The sequence below is a fragment of the Streptomyces sp. NPDC090083 genome (assembly GCF_044747445.1).
Lineage (GTDB): Bacteria > Actinomycetota > Actinomycetes > Streptomycetales > Streptomycetaceae > Streptomyces.
On sequence record NZ_JBIVED010000017.1, the window covers coordinates 1 to 22,768 of the forward strand.

Below are 22,768 nucleotides of genomic sequence, written 5' to 3' on the forward strand. Positions count from 1 at the left end.
AGCGAACTGTCGGGCGAGGCCGCCGCCTACATGCGGCCCAACCTCTTCGTGAACACCCCCGACATCCTCCACGAGTTCCTCCAGCACGGCGGCCGCCCCGCCTTCGAACTACGGGCGGTACTCGCCGCCACCCTCTCCCCGACCTGGGGGGTCTACAGCGGGTATGAGTTGTGCGAGAACACCCCGTTGCGACCGGGCAGCGAGGAGTATCTCGACTCGGAGAAGTACCAACTCCGGCCCCGTGACTGGGCGTCGGCCGAGCGGGAAGGACGGAGCATCGCGCCACTGCTGGGCAGGCTCAACGACATCCGGCGCCGCAGTCCGGCGCTCCGGCAGCTGCGTGACCTCCACTTCCACCATGTGGATCAGGAGGCGGTGATCGCGTACTCGAAGCGGAGCGGTTCGAACACGGTTCTGGTGGTCGCGAACCTCGACCCGCACCACACCCAGGAGGCCACGGTCTCGTTGGACATGCCGCAACTCGGCATGGAATGGCACGAGTCGGTGCCGGTGCGCGACGAGCTCACCGGTGAGACCTATCACTGGGGCAGGGCCAACTATGTGCGCCTGGAGCCGGGCAACCGGCCCGCGCACATCCTCACCGTCCTGCGACCGTCGCCGCAGATCGGAGGGTCACCCGCCATATGATCGTCAACGAGCCCGTCCCGGACACCTTCGAGGACACTCCCGCCAAGGACCGGGACCCCGACTGGTTCAAACGCGCCGTCTTCTACGAGGTCCTGGTCCGCTCCTTCCAGGACAGCAACGGCGACGGCGTCGGTGACCTCAAGGGCATCACCGCCAAACTCGACTACCTCCAGTGGCTCGGCGTCGACTGCCTCTGGCTGCCACCCTTCTTCAAGTCCCCCCTCCGCGACGGCGGCTACGACGTCTCCGACTACACCGCCGTCCTCCCCGAGTTCGGCGACCTCGCCGACTTCGTCGAGTTCGTCGACTCCGCCCACCAACGCGGCATGCGCGTCATCATCGACTTCGTCATGAACCACACCAGCGACCAGCACCCGTGGTTCCAGGAATCCCGCCGCGACCCCGACGGCCCCTACGGCGACTACTACATGTGGGCCGACGACGACAAGCAGTACCCCGACGCCCGCATCATCTTCGTCGACACCGAAGCCTCCAACTGGACCTTCGACCCCGTCCGCAAGCAGTACTTCTGGCACCGCTTCTTCTCCCACCAGCCGGACCTCAACTACGAGAACCCGGCCGTCCAGGAAGAGATCATCTCGGCGCTGAAGTTCTGGCTGGACCTGGGCATCGACGGCTTCCGCCTGGACGCGGTCCCGTACCTGTTCGCGGCCGAGGGCACCAACTGCGAAAACCTTCCGGCAACCCATGAGTTCCTCCGCCGGGTGCGCAAGGAGATCGACGCCCAGTACCCCGACACGGTGGTGCTGGCCGAGGCGAACCAGTGGCCCGAGGACGTCGTCGACTACTTCGGCGACTTCCAGAGCGGCGGCGACGAATGCCACATGGCATTCCACTTCCCGGTCATGCCCCGCATCTTCATGGCCGTCCGCCGCGAGTCCCGCTACCCCGTCTCGGAGATCCTCGCCAAGACACCGGCGATCCCGTCCGGCTGCCAGTGGGGCATCTTCCTGCGCAACCACGACGAGCTGACCCTCGAAATGGTCACCGACGAGGAACGCGACTACATGTGGGCCGAGTACGCGAAGGACCCGCGTATGCGCGCCAACATCGGCATCAGGCGCAGGCTGGCCCCGCTGCTGGACAACGACCGCAACCAGATCGAACTGTTCACGGCCCTGCTGCTCTCGCTCCCCGGCTCGCCGATCCTCTACTACGGCGACGAGATCGGCATGGGCGACAACATCTGGCTCGGCGACCGCGACGCCGTGCGCACGCCGATGCAGTGGACACCGGATCGCAACGCAGGTTTTTCGTCCTGTGACCCCGGCCGCCTGTCGTTGCCGACCATCATGGACCCCGTCTACGGCTACCAGGTCACCAACGTCGAGGCGTCCATGTCGTCGCCCTCCTCGCTGCTGCACTGGACCCGCCGCATGATCGAGATCCGCAAGCAGAACCCGGCCTTCGGACTGGGTTCGTACCGGGAGCTGCCGTCGTCCAACCCGGCGGTGATCGCGTTCCTGCGCGAGTACGAGGACGACCTCGTGCTGTGCGTGAACAACTTCTCCCGGTTCGCGCAGCCGACGGAACTCGACCTGCGGGCGTTCAACGGACGGCATCCGGTCGAACTGTTCGGCGGGGTGCGCTTCCCGGCCGTGGGCGAGCTGCCGTACCTGCTGACGCTGGCGGGACACGGTTTCTACTGGTTCAGGCTCCGCAAGGAAGCCGCCTAGTTCCTTGCTGGATCCCGGTGGGGTGGGGCGGTTTCGGTTTCCCCCGCCCCGCCCGGGGCACGCAACAGTGACACCCCGACCACCCCCCGGGGAAAGGAATGTGGCACCTATGGCGGAGACTGTCACAATTTCCGGCCGGACCAGTCCCGGCGCCGGCCTCCTCGCGTCCCTCGATCCCCTCCTGCGGGACTGGCTGCCGAGGCAGCGGTGGTTCGCGGGCAAGGGCCGTCCCGTCACCGGTTTCTCACTGGTGGCGGCGACGGAGCTGCTTCCGGTGGACGGCCCGCTCGGCCTCTACCACCTCCTGCTCCGGGCCCACCAGTCCCCCGCGCCGGGCGACTGCTACCAACTCCTCATAGGCGTGCGCGAGGCGCTGCCACCCCGGCTCGCGCCCGCGCTGATCGGACATGTGGAGAAGGGCCCGCTCGCCGGACGCACGGTGTACGAGGCCCTGTACGACCCCCGGCCCGCCGAGGTGCTCCTGGAGGCGCTGCGCACCAGGGCCCGCATCGGCGGGCTGCGTTTCGAGCGGGCCCCGGACGCGCCGGAGTTCGGCCCCGGCCTGACCCCCCGCCTCATGACCGCGGAACAGTCCAACTCCTCGGTCGTCTACGGCGACACGTACATCCTGAAACTCCTGCGCCGGATCGTCCCCGGCACCAACCCCGACCTCGAACTCCCGCTGGCCCTCGCCCAGGAGGGCTGCCCCCGGGTGCCCGCCCCCACGGCATGGCTCCGGGCGGAGCTGGCCGACGAGCCGTACGTCCTCGGAGTCCTCCAGCCTTTCGTGCAGGGCGCGTCCGACGGCTGGGAACTGGCGCTGGACGCGTTGGCGAAGGGCGAGGACTTCGGCGAGCAGGCGCGGTCGCTGGGCCGGGCGACGGCGGAGGTGCACGTGGCCCTGGCCCGCGCGCTCCCCACGACCACCCTGGGCCACGCCCAACTGGAACTCCTGGTGCACGGCATGACCGAACGCCTGGACGCGGCGGCGCAGGCGGTACCGGTGCTCCGCCCCTACGTTCCCGGCCTGCGCTCGGCGTTCACCGCGCTGGCGGATCTCGCGGCGGAGGGCGAGACGTGGACGGCCCAACGCATCCACGGCGACCTGCACCTCGGCCAGTGCCTCTACTCGCCGTCCGGCGAATGGTCACTGATCGACTTCGAGGGCGAACCCTCCAGGCCCCTCGCCGAACGCCGCATGCCCCAGCCACCGGTACGTGACATCGCGGGCATGCTCCGTTCCTTCGACTACGCGGCCCACTCCGCGACTCCGGCCGTGCCGGGCTGGGCGGACATGTGCCGGGCGGCGTACTGCTCCGGATACGCCGAGGTCACGGGCACCGACCCGCGCACGGACCCGGTCCTGCTCCGCGCCTACGAGACGGACAAGGCGATCTACGAGGTCCTGTACGAGGCACGGCATCGGCCGGATTGGCTGGCGGTGCCGATGTCGGCGGTACGACGCCTGTCAGATCCGACGTAGCCCCCCCCGCTCCCTCACCCTCACCCCGCCCAGGAGGCCTCGATCGTGACCCCGCGCCCACCGTCCAACCGTCCCCGCCCGGAGAGGACGGCCGAGGAAGACGGCCGCGTGGGAGAGAGGCCGGGAGGTGAAGGGGCTGTGCGCGGAGAGGGGGCGGCCGGGGGCAGGAAGGCGGCGGGCAGCAGGCCGGCGCCGAAGAACGCCGAGGCGGAGACAGGTTCGGCGGACGAGACCTCGGCGACGAGAGCTGCGACGGAGAAGGCCATGACGAAGACGGGCGCCGCGAAGAAGTCGGGTACGTCGGTGAAGCGGACCAGCGTGACGGCGAAGGTTCCGGTGGAGACGGGTTCTGTGGATCCGGGGTCGGTGGATCAGGGTTCAGTGGAGACAGGTTCGGCGGCTGACGCCGTGGCGAAGACGGGCGACTTGAGGAAGACCGTGACGAAGCGAGCCTCAGCGAAGAAGGCGGCGGGCAAGAAGGCCGTGGCCAAGAAGGGCGCCGGAAAGAAGAGTTCGGCGAAGAAGGGCCTGGCCAGGAAGACGAGCGCGGCCGAGAAGCCGACGCGGCGGACGGTGAGCGCCGACACGGACGCGGTCACGGATCCGGAAGCGGCTCCCACTGAGCCGGAGCGGACGGCTGCCGCACCGGAGGAGGCGAGTGCCGGGGCGGAACGGATGAGTACCGCGGCGGACGAGCCGGACCTCGCACCGGAACGGGCGCCCTCCACGCCTGAGCAAGCCGCTGCCGCGACAGGCACCACACCCGCGCCCGAGCCGAGCCCCACCCCGGAACCGGACCTCGCGTCGGTGCCGGAGCCCACGCTGGACCCGAGCCCCGTGTCGGCGTCCGGGCCCGCCCAGGACCCGGTCGACCCCACGGAGACCGTCATACCTCCGACGACTGCCACCCTCCCGGACCCGGTCGAGCCCACGGAGTCGGCCTCCGTCGACGTCCCGGAGCCGACCGCACCCGCATCCCCCACCCCCGCCATCTCCCCCGCCCTGAACGCCACGGATCGTGGCCGTCTCCTCCACGGAACCCATCACGCCCCCCACTCCGTACTCGGCGCCCACCCGGTCCCCGGCGGAGTCGCGTTCCGGGTGTTCCGGCCGTTCGCTCTTGGAGTGACCGTCGTGGCAGGGGAGTTGAGGGCGGAGCTGCATGACGACGGGGACGGTTTCTTCTCGGGGTTGCTGCCCTTGCGGGACGTGCCCGCTTACCGGCTCAGCGTGGCGTACGACGGTGCTGTCCAGGACGTCGAGGACGCGTACCGGTTCCTGCCCGCGCTCGGTGATCTGGACCTGCACCTGATCGGCGAGGGCAGGCACGAGGAGTTGTGGCAGGCGCTCGGCGCGCGGACCATGACGCATCAGGGCGTGCCCGGCACCCGGTTCACGGTGTGGGCCCCGGACGCCCAGGGCGTACGCCTCGCCGGCACCTTCAACTTCTGGGACGGCACCGGCGCCCCGCTCCGCTCCCTCGGTGCCACCGGCGTCTGGGAGGTGTTCATGCCGGGCATCGGCGAGGGCGAGTTGTACAAGTTCGAGATCACCCGCCCGGACGGGTCCAGGACGCTCCGCGCCGACCCGATGGCCCGCCGTACCGAGGTCCCTCCGAGCACGTCCTCGATCGTCACCGCCTCGCACTACACGTGGGGCGACGAGGAGTGGCTCGCCCGGCGCGCCCAAGTCCCCGCCCACGAGGCCGCGTTCTCCGTCTACGAGCTGCATCTCGCGTCCTGGCGGCCGGGACTGACGTATCGCCAGCTGGCGGAGCAACTCCCGGCCTACATAAAGGACCTGGGCTTCACCCACGTGGAGCTGATGCCGGTCGCCGAGCACCCCTTCGGCGGTTCCTGGGGCTACCAGGTCACCGGTTTCTACGCCCCGACCGCCCGCCTCGGCACCCCCGACGACTTCAGATTCCTCGTCGACGCGCTGCACCAGGCCGGCATCGGCGTCCTCATGGACTGGGTCCCGGCCCACTTCCCGCGCGACGAGTGGGCGTTGGCCGAGTTCGACGGCCGCCCCCTGTACGAGCACGAGGACCCGCTGCGTGCCGCGCACCCGGACTGGGGCACCCTGGAGTTCGACTTCGGGCGCCGCGAGGTCCGCAACTTCCTTGTGGCGAACGCGGTCTACTGGTGCGAGGAGTTCCACATCGACGGCCTGCGCGTGGACGCGGTCGCCTCGATGCTCTACCTCGACTACTCGCGCGAGCCGGACCAGTGGACGCCGAACGAGCACGGCGGCCGGGAGAACCTCGACGCGGTGGCCTTCCTCCAGGAGATGAACGCGACCGTGTACCGCAGGGTGCCCGGTGTCGTCACCATCGCCGAGGAGTCCACCGCCTGGGACGGTGTCACCCGGGCCACGCACCACATCGGACCGGGCGGATTCGGCGGTCTCGGCTTCGGGCTGAAGTGGAACATGGGCTGGATGCACGACTCGCTGGACTACATGTCCCACGAGCCCGTGCACCGCAAGTTCCACCACCACGAGATGACGTTCTCGATGGTGTACGCGTACAGCGAGAACTACGTCCTGCCGATCTCGCACGACGAGGTCGTCCACGGCAAGCGGTCACTGGTCTCCAAGATGCCCGGCGACTGGTGGCAGCAGCGCGCCAACCACCGCGCGTACCTGGGGTTCATGTGGGCCCACCCCGGCAAGCAACTCCTCTTCATGGGGCAGGAGTTCGCCCAGGGCGCGGAGTGGTCCGAGACCCGGGGTCCCGACTGGTGGCTGGTCGACCCGGCCTACGGCGCCGAGGCCGACCACCGCGGCGTACGCGACCTCGTCCGCGATCTCAACGAGGTGTACCGGCACACTCCGGCGCTGTGGCAGCTGGACACCGACCCGGCCGGCTTCCAGTGGATCACCGGCGACTCCGCCGAGGACAACGTCATCGCCTTCCTGCGCTACGACGCCGACGGCTCCCCTCTCCTGGCCGTCAGCAACTTCTCCCCCGTCGTCCGCCACGACTACCGTCTGGGCGTCCCCGACGACGTCCCGGCCTGGCACGAGACCCTCAACACCGACACCGCCCGCTACGGCGGCGGCGGCATCACCAACCCGGCCCCGGTCAAGCCCGAACCCCAGCCATGGCACGGCCGCCCGGCCAGCATCCAGGTCACCCTGCCCCCACTGGCCACCGTCTGGCTGCGCCCGTCCTAACAGCGCCCCCCGGAGACGCCCGCCCTCACACCCCGGCCGCCCCGGCCAAGCTCGGCGGCAACGCCCCCGTGTGCAGAACCCCCAACCGCTGCGTGGCCCGAGTCAGCGCCACGTACAGGTCACTCGTCCCGTACCGTCCCGGCTCCACCACCAGCACGGAGTCGAACTCCAGCCCCTTGGCCTGCCGGGGGTCGAGCAGCACGATCCCGCGCGTCAGGTCGGGCTCGGCCCCCGCCGTCACCCCGTCCAGCCGCGCCGCCAGTCGCCGATGCAGATCGCGCGGCGCGATCACCGCCAACCGCCCTTCGGCCGGCGCGAGTTCACCCACGGCCTTGGCAACGGCGCCCGGCAGGTCGTCGGTCGCCCGCACCCAGGGCCGTACCCCCGTCGACCGCACCGAACTCGGCGGCCGGAAGCCGGGGTTCTCCGCGCGGACGACCGACGCCGCGAGGTCCATGATCTCCGCGGGGGTCCGGTAGTTGACCCCGAGCCGCGTGTGGTCGAAGCGGTCCTGGACGTACGGGGCCAGGATCTCCGACCAGGAACCCACCCCCGCCGGCTCCGCCGTCTGGGCCGGGTCGCCGACCAGCGTCATCGACCGCGTGGGACTCCGCCGCATCAGCAACCGCCAGGCCATCGGGGAGAGTTCCTGTGCCTCGTCCACGATGATGTGCCCGAACGCCCAGGTCCGGTCCGCCGCCGCCCGCTGCGCCGCGCTGCGGTGATCCGACTCCTCGTGCCGCTCGGCGAAGCGCTCCGCGTCGATGATGTCGTGGGCCGACAACACCTCGGACCCCTCGGGATCCCCTTCCTCCTTGTCCTCGAACTCGAAGGTCCGCGAGGCGAAGGACACGTCCAGCACGCCCTGGGCGAAGGACACCTGCTCCTCCCGCTCGCGCTGCGCCCGCGCGAGCCGCACCCGGTCGTCGCGCCCGAGAAGCTCCGCGGCCTCGTCGAGCAGCGGTACGTCCGCCACGGTCCACTCGCGCGTCACCGGCCGCCGGATCGCGTCCGCGTCGTCGTCGGAGACGTAGCCCACGGGATCGGCGAGGAAGTCCGCGACGAGGAACTGCGGGGTCAGTCGCGGCCACAACTGGTCGATGGCGGCCCAGACTTCGGGGTTCTCGGCGAGTTCGTCGCGGATCTGGGTGATGTCGCTGGGGTCGAGGAGGTTGGTGCCGTCGAAGGGGTCGGTGCCGATGCGTTCGGCGACCATCTCGGTGAGCGTGTTGAGGATGTGGCCCTCGAAGTACTCACGGGCCGCGTTGTGCGGGAGGCGGGCCTCGCGGGTGCGGTCGCGGGCGACGCGGACGAGGCCGTCGTCGAGCATGAGGATCTCGCGGTCGTGCTCGATCGCGATCACGGGGTCGGGCAGTGACTGCCAGTCGCGGACGACGGCGGCGAGCACGTCGGCCATGTCGGCGCGGCCCTTGACCGCGGCGGCGGCCCGGCTGTCCGTGGCCTTGGCCTGCACGCCGGGGAACAGTTCGCCGACGGTGGCCAGCAGCACGCCGGTCTCGCCGAGCGAGGGCAGCACCTCGCCGATGTATCCGAGGAAGGCGGGGTTCGGGCCGACGATCAGGACGGCCCGCTTGGCGAGCAACTCCCGGTGCTCGTACAGGAGATACGCGGCCCGGTGCAGCGCGACGGCGGTCTTGCCGGTGCCGGGCCCGCCCTCGACGACGAGGACCCCGCGATGGGGTGCGCGGATGATCTCGTCCTGTTCGGCCTGGATGGTCTGCACGATGTCGCTCATCCGGCCGGTGCGGGCGGAGTTGAGCGCGGCGAGCAGGACGGCGTCGCCGGTGGGGTCCTCGTGGCCGGTGCGGGTGGCGTCGCCGAGGTCCAGGATCTCGTCGTGCAGGGCGGTGACGCGGCGGCCGTCGGTGGTGAGGTGCCGGCGGCGGCGCAGGTCCATCGGGGTGTGGCCGGTGGCCAGGTAGAAGGGGCGGGCGACGTCGGCCCGCCAGTCGATCAGGATCGGAGTGAGGTCGGCGTCGTCGGAGCGGATGCCGATGCGGCCGATGTGGTGGCTGACGCCGGAGGTCAGGTCGATCCGGCCGAAGCAGAGCGAGCCGTCCACGGCGTTCAGCGCGGCGAGCAGCCCCGAGCGTTCGGCGACCAGGATGTCCCGCTCCAGCCGGGCCTGCATGGGCGTGTTGCCCTGCCCGAGCGCGTCGGTGACGGAGTCCTCGGTGGCGCCGCGCAGCGCGTCCACGCGTGCGTACAGACCGTCGATGAATTCCTGCTCACCATGAATTTCATCGCTGTTTGACAATTCCACTCCCGGACATATATACTGTGCTCACTAAGCCTCTTTGCGACTCAATTCCCGCTAAGTCGCGAACCATTGAATATACGCAAAGAAATCCCCCGAGCGCAATTGCTCGGGGGATTTTCTCTTCTCCGGGCTCAGATCACGTCGGCGAGTTCCTCCAGCAGTCGCCGCTTGGGCCGGGCGCCCACCATGGCCTTCACCGGTTCGCCGCCCCGGAACACCATGAACGTGGGCATCGAGAGAACCTTGTAGGCGTTCGTGGTCTCCGGATTCCGGTCCACGTTCAACTGCACCACCTTGAACCGGTCGGCCTCCTCGGTGGCGAGGGCCCGCAGCACCGGCCCCATCTGCCGGCACGGAGGACACCAGTCCGCCGTGAACTCCACCAGTACCGGCAACTCCGCCCCGACCACCTCGGCCGCGAAATTCTCGTCCGTGACGTCCATGACGTCCGTGCCATCCACAACGCCGCTCACAGTTCCCGTCCTCCCAGTTCGCACAACGGTTCCGGCTCCTCGACCGTCGCGAGCCGCACCCCGATCTCGGCGCGGACCGCCTGCAACTCCCCGATGAGGGAGTCCAGTTCGGCCAGCTTGCGCCGGTAGACGGCGAGCGAGGCCGGGCACGAATCCCCCTCCGGGTGCCCGGCCCGCAGACACTCCACGAAGGGCCGCGTCTCCTCCAGGTCGAACCCGAAGTCCTGCAGTGTCCTGATCTGCCGCAGCAGCTTCAGATCGCTCTCGTCGTACGTCCGGTACCCGTTGCCTCCGCGCCGCGCGGGCAGCAGGCCGCGCGACTCGTAGTACCTGAGCGCCCGTGTCGTGGTCCCGGCCCGCTCGGCCAGCTCGCCGATTCGCATGCCTACGACGGTAATCCTTGACGTCGGCGTCAGGGCAAGGGCGGCCGGGCGGTGCCGTCAGACCATGACGCCTGCCGACGTCTCCACTTCCAGCAGGGACGCGCTCTCGCGTTCCTCGTCGAAGGCCTTCCGCCCGCCGCGCAGGCCGAACAGCCGCTTGGCGAGGGCGATGTAGAGGACGGCGAGGATGTTGAGGACGAGGGTGGCGATCTTCAGCCAGCTGATGTGTTCGGTGAGTTCGTAGATCTCCAGCGGCAGGAACGCGGCGGTCGCGACCACCGTCAGATACTCCGCCCACCGCTTGGCGTACCAGAGCCCGCCGGCCTCGACGAGTTCGATCAGCGCGTACGCCAGCAGCAGGGCGGCGACCAGGACCAGCGTGGAGTGCTTGTAGCCGAAGGTCTTCTGGATGGTGCCGACGACCGGCGAGTGGTCGAGGTCGTAGTGGAAGTGCTTGAAGACCGGGCGGAAGACGTCGAGGTACTCGTCGAAGAGCCTGCGCACCGAGTCCTGGCTGTTGCTGAACTTCCACACGGCGGCGGCCACCAGCACGATGAACACCCCGCGCACGGCCCGCTCGATCGCCAGGAACCGCAGGATGAACAGGTCCCGCAGCACCTTCCCGCGCGGTACCAACGGGGCCTGGTCGGCGGGGCCCGAGCCATGCGGTTCGCCGAGGACGAAGTCGCCGCAGCGCAGGCAGCGCCAGGCCTCCCCGAGCCCGGTCCCGGCGCGCAGCCGGTCCCGTAGCGCCGTCTCGTCGGGCGCGTACGTCACATGACCGTGCCGGGCGCAGTGCCGCCGGTCCCAGTCGATCTTCATTCCCATGTCCCCCGTGACTCCCGCCGAACGCGAACGTGCCGTGCGCGCCGGAGGTTTCCGGCACGGCACGGCACGCTAGTACATCCCTGTGGGGACCGGGCGGCTGAGCGACGGGGGGACACCCAGCCGCCCGGCGTCGACGGGGTGTCCGGACCGTGTTCAGGTCGGCCCGGGCACCCCGTGTCGGGGGGCGGTCAGGCCTTGGCGAGTTCCTTCTCGCCGCCCTGCTCGGGCACGCCGTCGACGTGGTCGTCGTCGCTCTTCTCGTCGAGCAACGTCTTCTCGTCGAAGGGCAGTTCACCCGCGAGGACGCGGTTGACGCGCTCCTTGTCGACCTCGCCGGTCCAGGTGCCGATGAGCAGCGTGGCGACGGCGTTGCCGGCGAAGTTGGTGACCGCGCGGGCCTCGCTCATGAAGCGGTCGATGCCGATGATCAGGCCGACACCGTCGACCAGGGCGGGCTTGTGCGACTGCAGGCCACTGGCCAGGACGGCGATGCCGGAGCCGGAGACACCGGCCGCGCCCTTGGAGGCGACCATCATGAAGAGCAGCAGGCCGATCTGCTGGCCGATGCTCATCGGCTGGTCCATGGCGTCGGCGATGAACAGCGAGGCCATCGTCAGGTAGATCATCGTGCCGTCGAGGTTGAAGGAGTAGCCGGTCGGCACGGTGATGCCGACGACCGGGCGGCTGACACCCAGGTGCTCCATCTTCGCGATGAGCCGCGGCAGCGCGGACTCGGACGAGGAGGTGGAGACGATCAGCAGGAACTCGCGGCCCAGGTAGCGCAGCAGCTGGAAGAGGTTGACCTTGGCGACCAGCTTGGTCAGCGTGCCGAGGACGATCACGACGAACAGCAGACACGTGATGTAGAAGCCGGCCATGATCGTGCCCAGTGCTTTGAGCGCGTCCATGCCGGTCTCGCCGATGACGGCGGCCATGGCACCGAAGGCACCGACGGGCGCGGCCCACATGATCATGCCGAGGACGCGGAAGACGAGCTTCTGGATGTACTCGACACCGCGCAGCACCGGCTCGCCGGTGCGGCCCATGGCCTGGAGCGCGAAGCCCGCGAGGAGCGCGATCAGCAGCGTCTGGAGGACCTGGCCCTCGGTGAACGCCGAGACGAAGGTGGTCGGGATGATCCCGAGCAGGAAGTCCACCGGGCCCTCGGCGGCGGCCTCGGCCTGCGTGTGTCCGACGCCCTTGACGGCCTCGGTCAGGTGCATGCCGCTGCCCGGGTGGATGATGTTGCCGACGACCAGGCCGATGGCCAGGGCGACGAACGACATCGCGACGAAGTAGCCGAGCGCGAGCCCGCCGACCTTGCCGACCTGGGCGGCCTTCCGTACCGAGCCGACGCCGAGCACGATCGTGCAGAAGATGATCGGCGAGATCATCATCTTGATCAGCGCGACGAAGCCCGTGCCGAGCGGCTTCAGCTCCTTGGCGAAGTCCGGCGCGGCGAACCCGACGGCGATGCCGAGGGCGACCGCGACGATCACCGCGATGTAGAGGTAGTGGGTGCGGTCCCGCTTCGCGGGGGGTGCGGCAGGTGCGGGAGCGGGGGTGCTGGCCACGGCTGCCCTCCTTGACGACGTCGTCGGCATCATCCGGCGTGCGGCTCACGACCGGCGGAACCCGGGCTGCGAGTGCGGCTCACGTCCGGGACGTTCTGGGGTGTCACAGCGGTCCGTACCGAGGGAGGTGCGGACCCGTCCGGGAGGCGGCTCCTTCCGGGGTTGCGGTGACTATCTCCCGGCCTGTGAGCCCGGTCACCCTTCCGTTCATTTAGTTCACGCCATGTCCGGGAGGCACACTGACGGCATGCGCCTCCCGCACGTCCCCCGACCCCGCAGCCTGGCCGGCCAGCTCTTCGCCATGCAGGCCGTGCTGATAGCGGTCGTGGTGGCCGGATACGCGCTGTTCACCTACGTCAGCGACCGCAGCCAGGCCGAGGACGCGGCGGGCCGGCAGGCGATGGCGGTGGCACGCTCGGTCGCGGACTCGCCGTCGGTGGTGGAGGCGATCGGTACGTCCGACCCGACCGCGCGTCTGGAGTCGTACTCCGTGCGGGTCCAGCGGGACACCGAGGTCGACTTCGTCACGATCATGAATCCGCAGGGCATCCGCTGGACCCATCCGGACCGCTCGCAGATCGGGAAGAAGTTCCTCGGCCACATCGAGCCCGCCCTGAAGGGCCGCTCCTTCACCGAGACGTACACCGGCACGCTCGGCCCGTCCGTCCGCGCGGTCACCCCGGTGGAGCGCGGCGGCACGGTCATCGGCCTGGTCAGCGCGGGCATCCGGGTCGAGGCGATCACCCAGCGGGTGCAGGACCAGGTGACGGCGCTCATCGGCGTCGCGGCCGGCGCGCTGGCACTGGGTGCCGTGGGGACGTACGTCGTCAACGCCCGGCTGCGCCGCCACACCCACGGCATGAACGCGACCGAGCTGAGCCACATGCACGACTACCACCAGGCCGCGCTGCACGCGGTGCGCGAGGGGCTGCTGATGCTCGACGGCCAGTACCGGGTGGCGCTGATGAACGACGGCGGGCGGGAGCTGCTGGGCGTCGGCCCCGACGTCGACGTGGTGGGCCACTCGGTGGCCGGTCTCGGCCTGCCGGCACCGCTGACGGGAGCGCTGCTGTCCTCGGAGGAACGGGTCGACGAGGTGCACCTCACGGACTCCCGCGTCCTGGTCGTCAACACCTCGCCGGTGTCGGGCGGCGAGCGCCGGGGCACGGTGGTGACCCTGCGGGACGTCACCGAACTCCAGTCCCTGATGGGCGAGTTGGACTCCGAGCGCGGCTTCACCCAAGCACTCCGCTCGCAGGCCCACGAGGCGGCGAACCGTCTGCACACGGTCGTCTCCCTGATCGAACTGGGCCGCGCCGAGGAGGCCGTGGACTTCGCGACGGCCGAACTGGAACTGGCCCAGACCCTGACCGACCAGGTCGTCTCGGCGGTCAACGAACCTGTGCTGGCAGCCCTGTTGCTGGGCAAGACGGCTCAGGCGAACGAGCGGGGCGTCGAGTTGGTCGTGTCGGAGGACAGCGGCCTGGACGACGGCCTCCTGCCGGACTCCCTGCCCGCGCGGGACCTGGTGACCATCCTCGGCAACCTCATCGACAACGCGGTCGACGCGGCCCAGGGCAGCCTGCGGGCACGGGTCACGGTGACGGCGTACACGGAGGCCGCCGCGGACGGCTCCGCGCTCCTCCTCCGGGTGGCGGACACCGGAGCGGGTGTCGACCCGGCGCACGCGGAGGCGGTCTTCCAGCGCGGCTTCTCGACGAAGCCGGCGGGACCGGCGGGCCGGGGGCTGGGGCTGGCGTTGGTACGACAGGCGGTGAACCGGCACGAGGGGACGCTGACGGTGGCCGAGGCGGAGGGAGGCGGGGCCGTGTTCGAGGTGCGGTTGCCGCTGTGGGGGGCGCGAGAGGACGGCGTGCGCGCGTCGTCCCAGGGTTCTGTTTCCAGAGGTGGCGACTCATGACCACGGCCGATCCGATCCGCGTCCTCGTCGTCGAGGACGATCCCGTCGCCGCCGACGCGCATGTCATGTACGTCGGCCGGGTGCCGGGGTTCGTGGCGGTGGGCAAGGTGCACACCGGGGCGGAGGCGCGGCGGGCGCTGGAGCGGACGCGGGTCGACCTGCTGCTGCTGGACCTGCATCTGCCGGACGCGCACGGGCTGCAGCTGGCGCGGTCCCTGCGGGCGGCCGGATATCACGCGGACGTGATAGCGGTGACGTCGGCGCGGGACCTGGCGGTGGTGCGCGAGGGCGTGTCGCTGGGGGTCGTCCAGTACGTGCTGAAGCCGTTCACGTTCGCGACGCTGCGGGACCGGCTGGTGCGGTACGCCGAGTTCCACGCGGCGGCGGGTGAGGCGAGCGGCCAGGACGAGGTCGACCGGGCACTGGCCGCGCTGCGCGCACCGTCGCCCGCCGCACTGCCGAAGGGGCTGAGCGCGCCGACGCTGGAGCGGGTGACGGTCGCCCTGCGGGACTGCGGGGAGGGGCTCACCGCCGCGGGGATCGCGGAGGCGGTCGGGATCTCCCGGATCACCGCCCGGCGGTACCTGGAGCACCTGGTGGAGGCGGGCAGGGCGGCCCGCAGTCCGCAGTACGGGACCGTGGGCCGGCCGGAGTTGCAGTACCGGTGGGTGAAGGGGTGAGCGGCGGGCCGTCCGGGGCGGCGGCCCGGGTGCGGGTCAACCGCGCGGGCCCGTAAGGGAGTTCACGGTGCCTTCGCGTACCGGACGACCTGCCAGGCCAGCCCCGCCACGGTGAGCGCCTCCAGGGCCGAGACGGCGACGAGCGGACCACCGGGCGCGTCGGCCCAGAACACCGCCAGCGCGGCCAGCGGCACGACACAGAACGCCGTCAGATCCACCGCCGTCTGTGTGGCCTTACGGGACCTGCGCCGCCGGTCCCCGCGATGCGCGGTCTCCCACCCGAACGCCTGGAAGCCACCGCCCGGTTGCGCCAACGCGGCGAGCCTGGGCGCGAGTTCGTCGCGGACGTACGCCCCGATCGCGGAGATCTTCTGGTCGTTCACGAGATACGTCCACCCGAGCACGACGCACACCGGCGGCAACGCCAGCAGCATCGACGCCCGCTCGGCCTGCGCGGCGGCGGCGATGACGGCGGCCACGACGCCCAGCGTGACGTAGAGCAGGTTGTCCCTGAACCCGATCCTCGCCTTCTGCTCGTCCTTGATGCTCTGGTACTCGGCGAGCAGCAACTGCCCGACCGTCACGTCCTGTTCCGGCACTCGATTCCCTTCCCCCGCAGTACCTTATGAGTGTGCCGGAGCCGCAGCCCACCGTCCTCGTCCTGACCGCACTCCCTCTCGAATACGACGCGGTCCGCGCGCACGTCGAGGAGCGAGAGGAACTCGTCCACCCCGACGGAACCCGGGTCGAGCGGGGCCGGCTCCCCGGCACTCCCTGGCGGATCGCCCTCAGCGAACTGGGCGTGGGCGCCGACCGGGCCGCCGCGCTCACCTCCCAGCTCGTCAACTGGCTCCATCCGCAGGCCGTGTTGTTCGTCGGGGTCGCCGGGAGCCTGAAGGACGACATCGGGATCGGCGACGTCGTCGTGGGGACGCAGGTGTACGAGATCCACGGCGGGAAGCAGACGCCGGAGGGCTTCCTGGTCCGGCCGAAGGCTCTGCCCGGGTCGCACGCGCTGGAACAGGCGGCGCGGTCCGCCGTACGGGACATGCCCGACGTGCGGGCGCACTTCGTGCCGATCGCGACGGGTGACGTGGTGCTGGCGGACGCCAGGTCCGAGATCGCCCGGTTCGTCCGCGGCCACTACAACGACGCCGGCGCGATCGAGATGGAGGGCTTCGGCGCACTCCAGGCAGCCCATCTGAACGGCCGGGTGAACGCCCTGGTCGTCCGCGGCATCAGCGACCGCGCCGACGACGGCAAGTCCCGCGCCGACGCCTCCGGTTCACAGCAACGCGCCGCCCGGCAGGCCGCGTCGGTGACGGTCGCGCTGCTGGGGAAGCACCGGCCTCGCGAGGGTTCGGGTTCCGCCGACTCCGAGGAGGAGCCCCATCGGGGGCGCGGCGGAGCGGCGTACGGCGGGGATCACATCGACTTCCGGGGCGGGACCTTCCACGGACCCGTCGTCGGCAAACGGGTCGACGGGCGGGGGTAGGAGAAGCAGGGCGCGGGGTACCACCCACGGCCCGGTGCCCAGCGCGAGCGCGACGCTGCCGCCCCGGCCACCGGGTTTCACCGGGCGCACGGCCGAACTCGACCGGCTGCTCCCCCACTTGACCCCGGACACGGACGACGCGTCCACCCTCCCGCTGCTCATCTTCGCCGTCACCGGGATGGGCGGGATCGGGAAGACCGCGCTGGCGGTGGAGACCGCGCACCGGGCTCGGGCGCGGGGCTGGTTCCCGGGCGGGACGCTGTTCGTGGACCTGCGCGGCTACGACGACGACCCGGTGACCGCCGACCAGGCGGTCCTCGCGTTGCTCGACGCGCTGGGTGTGCGCGGAGCGGACCTCCCGCCGACCGCGGATCGGCAGTACGACGTGTACCGGGGGCTGTTGGCCGCGCGCCCGGAGCGGATGCTGCTGATCCTGGACAACGCGTCCGACCCCTCGCAGTACGTGCCGTTGCTGCCGGGGACCGATCGTCACCGGGTGCTGATCACCTCCCGGGACCGTCCCGACGCCCTCGCGATCCGGCTCATCGACCTGGAGACGCTCACGCCGGAGGAGTCCGTCGCGCTGGTGGCCCGGGCCCTGCACGAGACCGACGAGCGGGACGAACGACCGGGGCGGGAGCCGGACGCCCTGCGTGAACTGGCCGCTCTCTGCGGGCACTTGCCCCTCGCCCTGCAGATCGCGGCCGGGATGCTGCGCAGGCGGAGACACCGTGACATCGCCTCGCTGGTGACCGAGATCCGGGAGGCCGGGGACCCGACGGTCGTCCTCGACGGGGGAAGCCCCGGGGCGGACCTGTACGGGCGGTCGCTGGTGCTGCGGCCCGTGCTGGAGACGTCGTACCGCCGACTGCCGCCCGACCAGGCGCGGTTGCTGCGGCTGCTGTGCCTGGCTCCGGGCGCGGAGACCGGGGCGGAGGCGATCGCGGCCCTGGCCGGCCTCGAACCCGGTTCCGCGCTGCGCCTGTTGGAGGAACTGGCGACGACCCATCTCGTGACACCTGTGCGATCCACCGCCCGCACGGCGTTCGGTGCACGGTGGCGGGCCCATGACCTTGTCCGGGCTTTCGGGGCAGGTGTGGTGGCGAGGGACGCGGGGCTGCGGGAAGAAGGTGAGGCAGCGCGGGAACGGGCGTTGGCGTTCTATCACCGATGGGCCGACGCGGCCGATGACCGGTTGCGGTGGCTGCCCGGCCAGGTGGAGCCACCACGGTTCGGAGACCGGGCGCAGGCGCTGGCGTGGTTCGACCAGGAGAGGGCGGGGCTGGTGGCCGCGGTGGGGTGGGCGGTCGATGAGCGGTTCGCGGACACAGCCACAGGGCTGGCCGAGTGCCTCGCGAAGTACCTGGAGTGGCGGCGGTTCTTCGACGACTGGGGCATCGTGGCGGGTATCGCGCGGGAGGCGGCCCACCGCGCGGGAAACCGCCGCGCCGAGGCCGTCGCGGAGACCCACCTCGGATTCGCCCTGCTGTACGCAGGCCGGTCGAGCGAGGCCGTCGACGCCCACATCCGCTCCCGCGACTTGTTCCAGGACCTCGATGACCTCAACAGCGAGGCCAGCACATGGAACAACCTCGGCACCGCGCTGCAGCACGCGGACCGGACCGACGAAGCGATCGCCGCCCACACCCGCGCCCGCGACCTGCACCGGGCTTCCGGGAACCGCCACAGCGAGGCCAGCACGTGGAACAACCTCGGCCTCGCCCTGCAACGCGTGGCCCGGACGGAAGAGGCGATCGCCGCCCACACCCGCGCCCGCCTCCTGTTCCAGGATCTCGGGGACCGCCACAGCGAGGCCAGCACATGGAACAACGTCGGTCTCGCCCTGCGAGGGGCCGGCCGGGTGGAGGAGGCGATCGAGGCGCACGGCAGGGACCTGGAGATCTGCAGGGAGTTCGAGGACTGGTTCGGCGAGGGCCAGTCCCTGAACAACCTCGCCCTTGCCCACCGGGCCGCCGGCCACCCCGCCGCAGCCCGCACCGCGTACCTCCAGGCGGCCGCCGCCTACACCCGGGCCAACGCCCCCGCGGAAGCCGCCGAAGCCCAATCCCGCGCAGACTCATTGACCTGACTAGACCACTCCACTTACCTTCACCGGGCAGCCATCCGCCCAGGCCACAACGTAGTGAGCCCGTAGGAGGTCGTGCCCGTGCGCCCCACCGCCGCCCGCCCCCGCCGAACTGCCCTTCTCACACCCCTGATCGCCCTCGCCCTCGCCGCGACCGCCCTCACCGCGTGCAGCAGCGGATCCGGAAGCGATCCGGACACGGTGAAGATCTCCTTCAAGCAGTCGACGGACAACTCCATCAAGGTGATGGACACCTATCTCGCCGACATGAAGAAGCAGTTCGAGAAGCAGTACCCCGGCAAGAAGGTCGAGCTCGTCCCGATCAAGGCCCCGGACTCGGAGTACTACACAAAGCTCCAGCAGATGCTGCGCTCCCCGAAGACCGCCCCGGACCTGGTCTACGAGGACACGTTCCTCATCAACAGCGACATCACGTCCGGGTACTTGAAGCCCCTCGACCCGTATCTCGACAAGTGGGCGGACTGGAACCAGTTCGTCGACACGGCGAAGTCCGCGGCCAAGGCGGAGGACGGGAAGACGTACGGCGTCCCGGACGGCACGGACACCCGCGGGCTCTGGTTCGACAAGGGGATCTTCAAGAAGGCGGGCCTGCCCGCGAACTGGCAGCCGAAGAACTGGGACGACGTCCTCGCCGCGGCCCGCACGATCAAGCAGAAGGTCCCGGGCGTCACGCCGCTCAACGTCTACACCGGAAAGCCCGCCGGCGAGGCAGCCACCATGCAGGGCTTCGAGATGCTGCTCTACGGCACCAACGACGGCACCACGGACCCCCTGTACGACCGCTCGTCGAAGAAGTGGATCGCCGGCGGCCAGGGTTTCAGGGACGCCCTCTCCTTCGTCCGCACGGTGTACAAGGACAAGCTCGGCCCGGACGTCTCGGACGCCCTCGACCCCAACATCCAGACCTACGTGGCCGGTGAGCTGCTCCCCAAGGGAAAACTCGGCATCGCGCTCGACGGATCCTGGCTGCCGCAGGCCTGGTTGAAGGGCAGCGGGCACGAATGGCCCGAGTGGTCCACGGAGTTGGGGCTCGCCTACATGCCCACGCAGAGCGGCCAGGCTCCCGGCAAGGTGAGCATGTCCGGCGGCTGGACCTGGGCGATCCCGTCCAAGGCCGGCAACCCGGACCTGGCCTTCGACTTCATCAGGACGATGCAGACGAAGGCGAACGCCGAGAAGTGGTACATCGCCAACTCCGGTATCTCCGTGCGGAAGGACGTCGCCGCCGACCCCGCCTACGCCACCGCGCAGCCCGGCATCAAGTTCTTCACGGACCTGGTCGCCAGCACGCACTACCGCCCGGCGTACCCCGCGTACCCGAAGGTCTCGACCGCCATCCAGGAGGCGATGGAGGGCGTGACGACGGGTGACATGTCGGTGGACAAGGCGGCGAGTTCGTACGACGACGAACTCAAGTCGGCCACGGACAACCAGGTCACGCGGAAGTGACCACGGCACCCCGGCACGCGCCGGGTCCGAACCCGCCGAAGTCCGCGCCCGGCCGCCAGCCCCGACAGGTCGTGCCGCGGCCGGACGTGAGCAACAGCGGACGTACCCGCACCGGGACCCGGATCCTCACCCACTACCTCCCCCTCTCCCCCGCCCTGGTCCTGCTGCTCCTCTTCCTGGCCGTCCCGATCGGCTACTGCGCCTACATCGCCTTCACGGACCTCCAGCTCACCGGCCAGGCCCACTCGTCGTTCGTGGGCTTCGCGAACTTCCGTGCGGCCTTCGGGGACTCGGAGTTCCTCAACGCCGTATGGCTGACGCTGGTGTTCACGGTGGTGTCGTCGCTGATCGGCCAGAACACCCTCGGGCTGGCGCTCGCCACGCTCATGCAGCGCGCCTCGAAACCGGTCCGCACCGTCACGGGCGCGATCGTGGTCACGGCGTGGGTGCTCCCGGAGGTCGTCGCGGGCTTCCTGCTCTACGCCTTCTTCCGCCGCGAGGGCACCCTGGACGCGATCCTGGTGTGGCTCCATCTCCCGTCCCAGAACTGGCTGTTCACGCTCCCGATCCTGGCGGTGTCGTTCGCGAACGTGTGGCGGGGCACGGCGTTCTCGATGCTGGTCTACTCGGCGGCCCTGGACGAGATCCCGAAGGAGATCACGGAGGCGGCGGAGGTCGACGGCGCGGGCGGCTGGCGCCGGATGTGGCACATCACGCTCCCGATGATCCGCCGCTCGATCGGCACGAACCTGATGCTGAACACGCTCCAGACCCTCTCCGTCTTCGGCCTGATCTGGGTGATGACGCGAGGCGGCCCCGGCGACAAGAGCCAGACCCTCCCCCTCTTCATGTACGAACAGGCCTTCCAGAACAGCATGATCGGCTACGGCACGGCGGTCGCCCTGCTGCTGTTGCTGGTCGGCGCGCTCTTCTCCCTCGTGTACGTACGCCTGTTGCGGACGGAGGTCTGACCCATGACCCTCACCCCCGCCCCCTCCCCCGGCCCCGCGCTCTCCCCGGGCCGCTCCCGGCTCTCCCGGCGGACGAGCCGGCGTCTGGCGGCGGACGCCGGACTCCTCGTCGTGGCCGCCGCGTTCGCGCTCCCGCTGGCCTGGGTCGTGCTGTCCTCGCTCGATCCGCACGCGGGGCTGCGGGTGAAGACCCCCAGCAGCGTCACCCTCGACAACTTCGACGCCGTCCTGAAGCCGGACATCACCTTCACGCCCCTGCTCAACAGCCTGATCCTGTGCGGCGGCGGCACGTTGCTGACAGTGGTGTGCGCGGCCCTCGCGGCGTACCCGCTCTCCCGGTTCCGGTCCCGCCTGAACCGCCCCTTCCTGCTCACCATCCTGTTCACCACGAGCCTGCCCATCACGGCGATCATGGTCCCGGTGTACGCCCTGTTCGTCCAGGTCAACCTGATCGACACCATGCAGGGCACCATCCTGTTCTTCGCCGCCTCCCAACTCCCCTTCGCCATCTGGCTGATGAAGAACTTCATGGACGGCGTGCCGAAGGAACTGGAGGAGGCCGCCTGGACGGACGGCGCGTCGTCCCTCCAGTCCCTGATCCGGATCGTGCTCCCGCTCATGGGCCCCGGCGTCGCCGTCGTCACGATCTTCTCGTTCGTGATGATGTGGGGGAACTTCTTCGTCCCCTTCATGCTGCTCCTCACCCCGGACCAGATGCCGGCCAGCGTGAGCATCAACGAGTTCTTCGGCAACCGCGGGATGGTGGCCTACGGCCAGCTGGCCGCGTTCTCCGTCGTGTACTCGACACCGGTGATCCTGCTGTACGTGCTGATCTCCCGGCGGCTGGGGGGCGGGTTCGCACTGGGCGGGGCGGTCAAGGGGTGACCTTCTCGGGCCGCGCGTGTCACTCCCCCGACAGGAGCCAGCCGATGCCCAGTTCCTCCGCGCCGGAGCGGAACACTCTTGTCAGCTCGGCGCGTTCGGGGTCTCCCTCGGGGAGATTGTCGGCGAGGAGGGCCTGGGAGGCGATGGTCTGGGGCCGGGCGCCGAGTGCGGCGCGCAGATGAAGTGAGCGGCGCAGCATGGCCATCCGCATGGCGGGCTCCATGTGCGGTGCGAGGTGCCGGATGACGTAGGACTCGAAGTAGTCGTCGCCGGTCTTCACGGCGATCTCCAGGGCGACGCGGTATCGCGGAACGGCGCCGGCCGCGTCCTCGTCGATGTTGTCCAGCAGGACGGCCCAGTGGTACTCGGCCCACCCGCGCGTCCTCTCGTCACCGTTCTCGGCCACCGCACGGTAACCGGCCTCGGCCGCGGCACGGTCGTCGGCACGAGGCTCGTGCCCGAACAGCAGGCGACTGTAGGCGAGTCGGGCCATGAGCAGCTGCGCGGCCGGCGATGCGGGGGCGAGCACGGCGACCGCCTTCTCGGCCTCGTCGTGCCCCTCGTTCCGGAAGAACCAGCGGTCGACGGCGATCTCCGCGCGCAACTCGGGCTCGGTGTCCGGTTCCAGGACGGAGAGGGCCGCGTCCCACTCTCCGAGGAGATGGAGACGGCGGGCCATGTAGGCGTCATCGGCTACCATGGCGCCTACACTAGGA

Annotated in this window: 18 protein-coding genes and 1 pseudogene; 11 read left to right on the forward strand and 8 right to left on the reverse strand. The window is 70.3% G+C overall.

The window, feature by feature from the left end; translation table 11 throughout:
• From ACIPTO_RS39530 to ACIPTO_RS39540, 3 genes and pseudogenes are all read left to right on the forward strand, one after another.
• Window positions 1-648 (forward strand): annotated as a pseudogene (locus ACIPTO_RS39530) (alpha-1,4-glucan--maltose-1-phosphate maltosyltransferase); the annotation flags it as partial.
• Window positions 645-2,345 carry a maltose alpha-D-glucosyltransferase gene (gene treS, locus ACIPTO_RS39535; RefSeq protein WP_401200066.1) on the forward strand — a complete coding sequence of 567 codons (1,701 nt, stop codon included), beginning with the start codon at window positions 645-647 and terminating at the stop codon, window positions 2,343-2,345. The pseudogene ACIPTO_RS39530 and the gene treS, both read left to right, overlap by 4 nt.
• A 109-nt stretch (window positions 2,346-2,454) precedes the next feature.
• On the forward strand, window positions 2,455-3,828 hold the full coding sequence (locus tag ACIPTO_RS39540) for a maltokinase N-terminal cap-like domain-containing protein (protein ID WP_366325212.1): 1,374 nt from the start codon (window positions 2,455-2,457) through the stop codon (window positions 3,826-3,828).
• 20 nt (window positions 3,829-3,848) lie between these two features.
• On the opposite strand, the gene ACIPTO_RS39545 is transcribed toward ACIPTO_RS39540, so the two are convergent.
• The gene (locus ACIPTO_RS39545; protein WP_401200069.1) at window positions 3,849-4,094 is read right to left on the reverse strand and encodes a hypothetical protein; all 246 of its coding nucleotides are present in this window, start codon (window positions 4,092-4,094) and stop codon (window positions 3,849-3,851) included.
• On the opposite strand from ACIPTO_RS39545, the gene glgB reads away from it, so the two are divergent.
• Window positions 4,093-7,005, forward strand: coding sequence for a 1,4-alpha-glucan branching enzyme (gene glgB / locus ACIPTO_RS39550; protein ID WP_401200072.1), 2,913 nt, complete (start codon window positions 4,093-4,095; stop codon window positions 7,003-7,005). The genes ACIPTO_RS39545 and glgB overlap by 2 nt on opposite strands.
• A 25-nt stretch (window positions 7,006-7,030) precedes the next feature.
• Here glgB and ACIPTO_RS39555 read toward each other — a convergent pair whose 3' ends face one another.
• The 5 genes from ACIPTO_RS39555 to ACIPTO_RS39575 all read right to left on the reverse strand — a co-directional run bounded on the left by ACIPTO_RS39555 (window position 7,031) and on the right by ACIPTO_RS39575 (window position 12,577).
• Window positions 7,031-9,265: a HelD family protein gene (locus ACIPTO_RS39555; RefSeq protein WP_401200315.1), complete on the reverse strand. Its 2,235-nt coding sequence runs from the start codon at window positions 9,263-9,265 to the stop codon at window positions 7,031-7,033.
• Between the two features lie 152 nt (window positions 9,266-9,417).
• Entirely contained in the window at window positions 9,418-9,729 is a 312-nt protein-coding gene (locus tag ACIPTO_RS39560) for a thioredoxin family protein (RefSeq protein ID WP_401200317.1), read from the reverse strand.
• 26 nt (window positions 9,730-9,755) lie between these two features.
• Complete coding sequence (locus tag ACIPTO_RS39565) at window positions 9,756-10,142, reverse strand: MerR family transcriptional regulator (RefSeq protein ID WP_366325219.1); 387 nt, start codon at window positions 10,140-10,142, stop codon at window positions 9,756-9,758.
• A gap of 57 nt (window positions 10,143-10,199) precedes the next feature.
• Window positions 10,200-10,964, reverse strand: a complete 765-nt coding sequence (locus tag ACIPTO_RS39570) for a DUF2127 domain-containing protein (protein ID WP_366325424.1) — start codon at window positions 10,962-10,964, stop codon at window positions 10,200-10,202.
• A 194-nt stretch (window positions 10,965-11,158) separates the two neighbouring features.
• Window positions 11,159-12,577, reverse strand: a complete 1,419-nt coding sequence (locus ACIPTO_RS39575) for a cation:dicarboxylate symporter family transporter (RefSeq protein ID WP_366325221.1) — start codon at window positions 12,575-12,577, stop codon at window positions 11,159-11,161.
• A gap of 214 nt (window positions 12,578-12,791) precedes the next feature.
• Here ACIPTO_RS39575 and ACIPTO_RS39580 point away from each other — a divergent pair, with 214 nt between their 5' ends.
• Both ACIPTO_RS39580 and ACIPTO_RS39585 read left to right on the forward strand, forming a co-directional pair.
• Window positions 12,792-14,465: a sensor histidine kinase gene (locus ACIPTO_RS39580; RefSeq protein WP_366325223.1), complete on the forward strand. Its 1,674-nt coding sequence runs from the start codon at window positions 12,792-12,794 to the stop codon at window positions 14,463-14,465.
• A complete protein-coding gene (locus tag ACIPTO_RS39585; RefSeq protein ID WP_366325225.1) occupies window positions 14,462-15,145 on the forward strand; it encodes a response regulator in 684 nt (227 codons plus the stop codon). The genes ACIPTO_RS39580 and ACIPTO_RS39585 overlap by 4 nt, the downstream gene beginning before the upstream one ends.
• A 62-nt stretch (window positions 15,146-15,207) precedes the next feature.
• Here the strand turns inward: ACIPTO_RS39585 and ACIPTO_RS39590 are convergent, their stop codons facing one another.
• Window positions 15,208-15,744, reverse strand: a complete 537-nt coding sequence (locus ACIPTO_RS39590) for a hypothetical protein (protein WP_401200077.1) — start codon at window positions 15,742-15,744, stop codon at window positions 15,208-15,210.
• A gap of 26 nt (window positions 15,745-15,770) precedes the next feature.
• Here ACIPTO_RS39590 and ACIPTO_RS39595 point away from each other — a divergent pair, with 26 nt between their 5' ends.
• The 5 genes from ACIPTO_RS39595 to ACIPTO_RS39615 all read left to right on the forward strand — a co-directional run bounded on the left by ACIPTO_RS39595 (window position 15,771) and on the right by ACIPTO_RS39615 (window position 22,052).
• Window positions 15,771-16,640, forward strand: coding sequence for a nucleosidase (locus ACIPTO_RS39595; protein WP_401200080.1), 870 nt, complete (start codon window positions 15,771-15,773; stop codon window positions 16,638-16,640).
• 154 nt (window positions 16,641-16,794) lie between these two features.
• Window positions 16,795-18,729, forward strand: coding sequence for a tetratricopeptide repeat protein (locus ACIPTO_RS39600; RefSeq protein WP_401200320.1), 1,935 nt, complete (start codon window positions 16,795-16,797; stop codon window positions 18,727-18,729).
• 72 nt (window positions 18,730-18,801) lie between these two features.
• Window positions 18,802-20,196 (forward strand): extracellular solute-binding protein, encoded by a 1,395-nt coding sequence (locus ACIPTO_RS39605; protein WP_401200083.1) that lies wholly within the window; start codon window positions 18,802-18,804, stop codon window positions 20,194-20,196.
• Complete coding sequence (locus ACIPTO_RS39610) at window positions 20,193-21,167, forward strand: carbohydrate ABC transporter permease (protein WP_401200085.1); 975 nt, start codon at window positions 20,193-20,195, stop codon at window positions 21,165-21,167. Before ACIPTO_RS39605 ends, ACIPTO_RS39610 begins: the two co-directional genes overlap by 4 nt.
• Before the next feature lie 3 nt (window positions 21,168-21,170).
• Window positions 21,171-22,052: a carbohydrate ABC transporter permease gene (locus ACIPTO_RS39615; protein WP_366325233.1), complete on the forward strand. Its 882-nt coding sequence runs from the start codon at window positions 21,171-21,173 to the stop codon at window positions 22,050-22,052.
• Window positions 22,053-22,071: 19 nt separating this feature from the next.
• On the opposite strand, the gene ACIPTO_RS39620 is transcribed toward ACIPTO_RS39615, so the two are convergent.
• Window positions 22,072-22,752, reverse strand: coding sequence for a hypothetical protein (locus tag ACIPTO_RS39620; protein ID WP_401200088.1), 681 nt, complete (start codon window positions 22,750-22,752; stop codon window positions 22,072-22,074).
• Window positions 22,753-22,768: the final 16 nt, after the last annotated feature.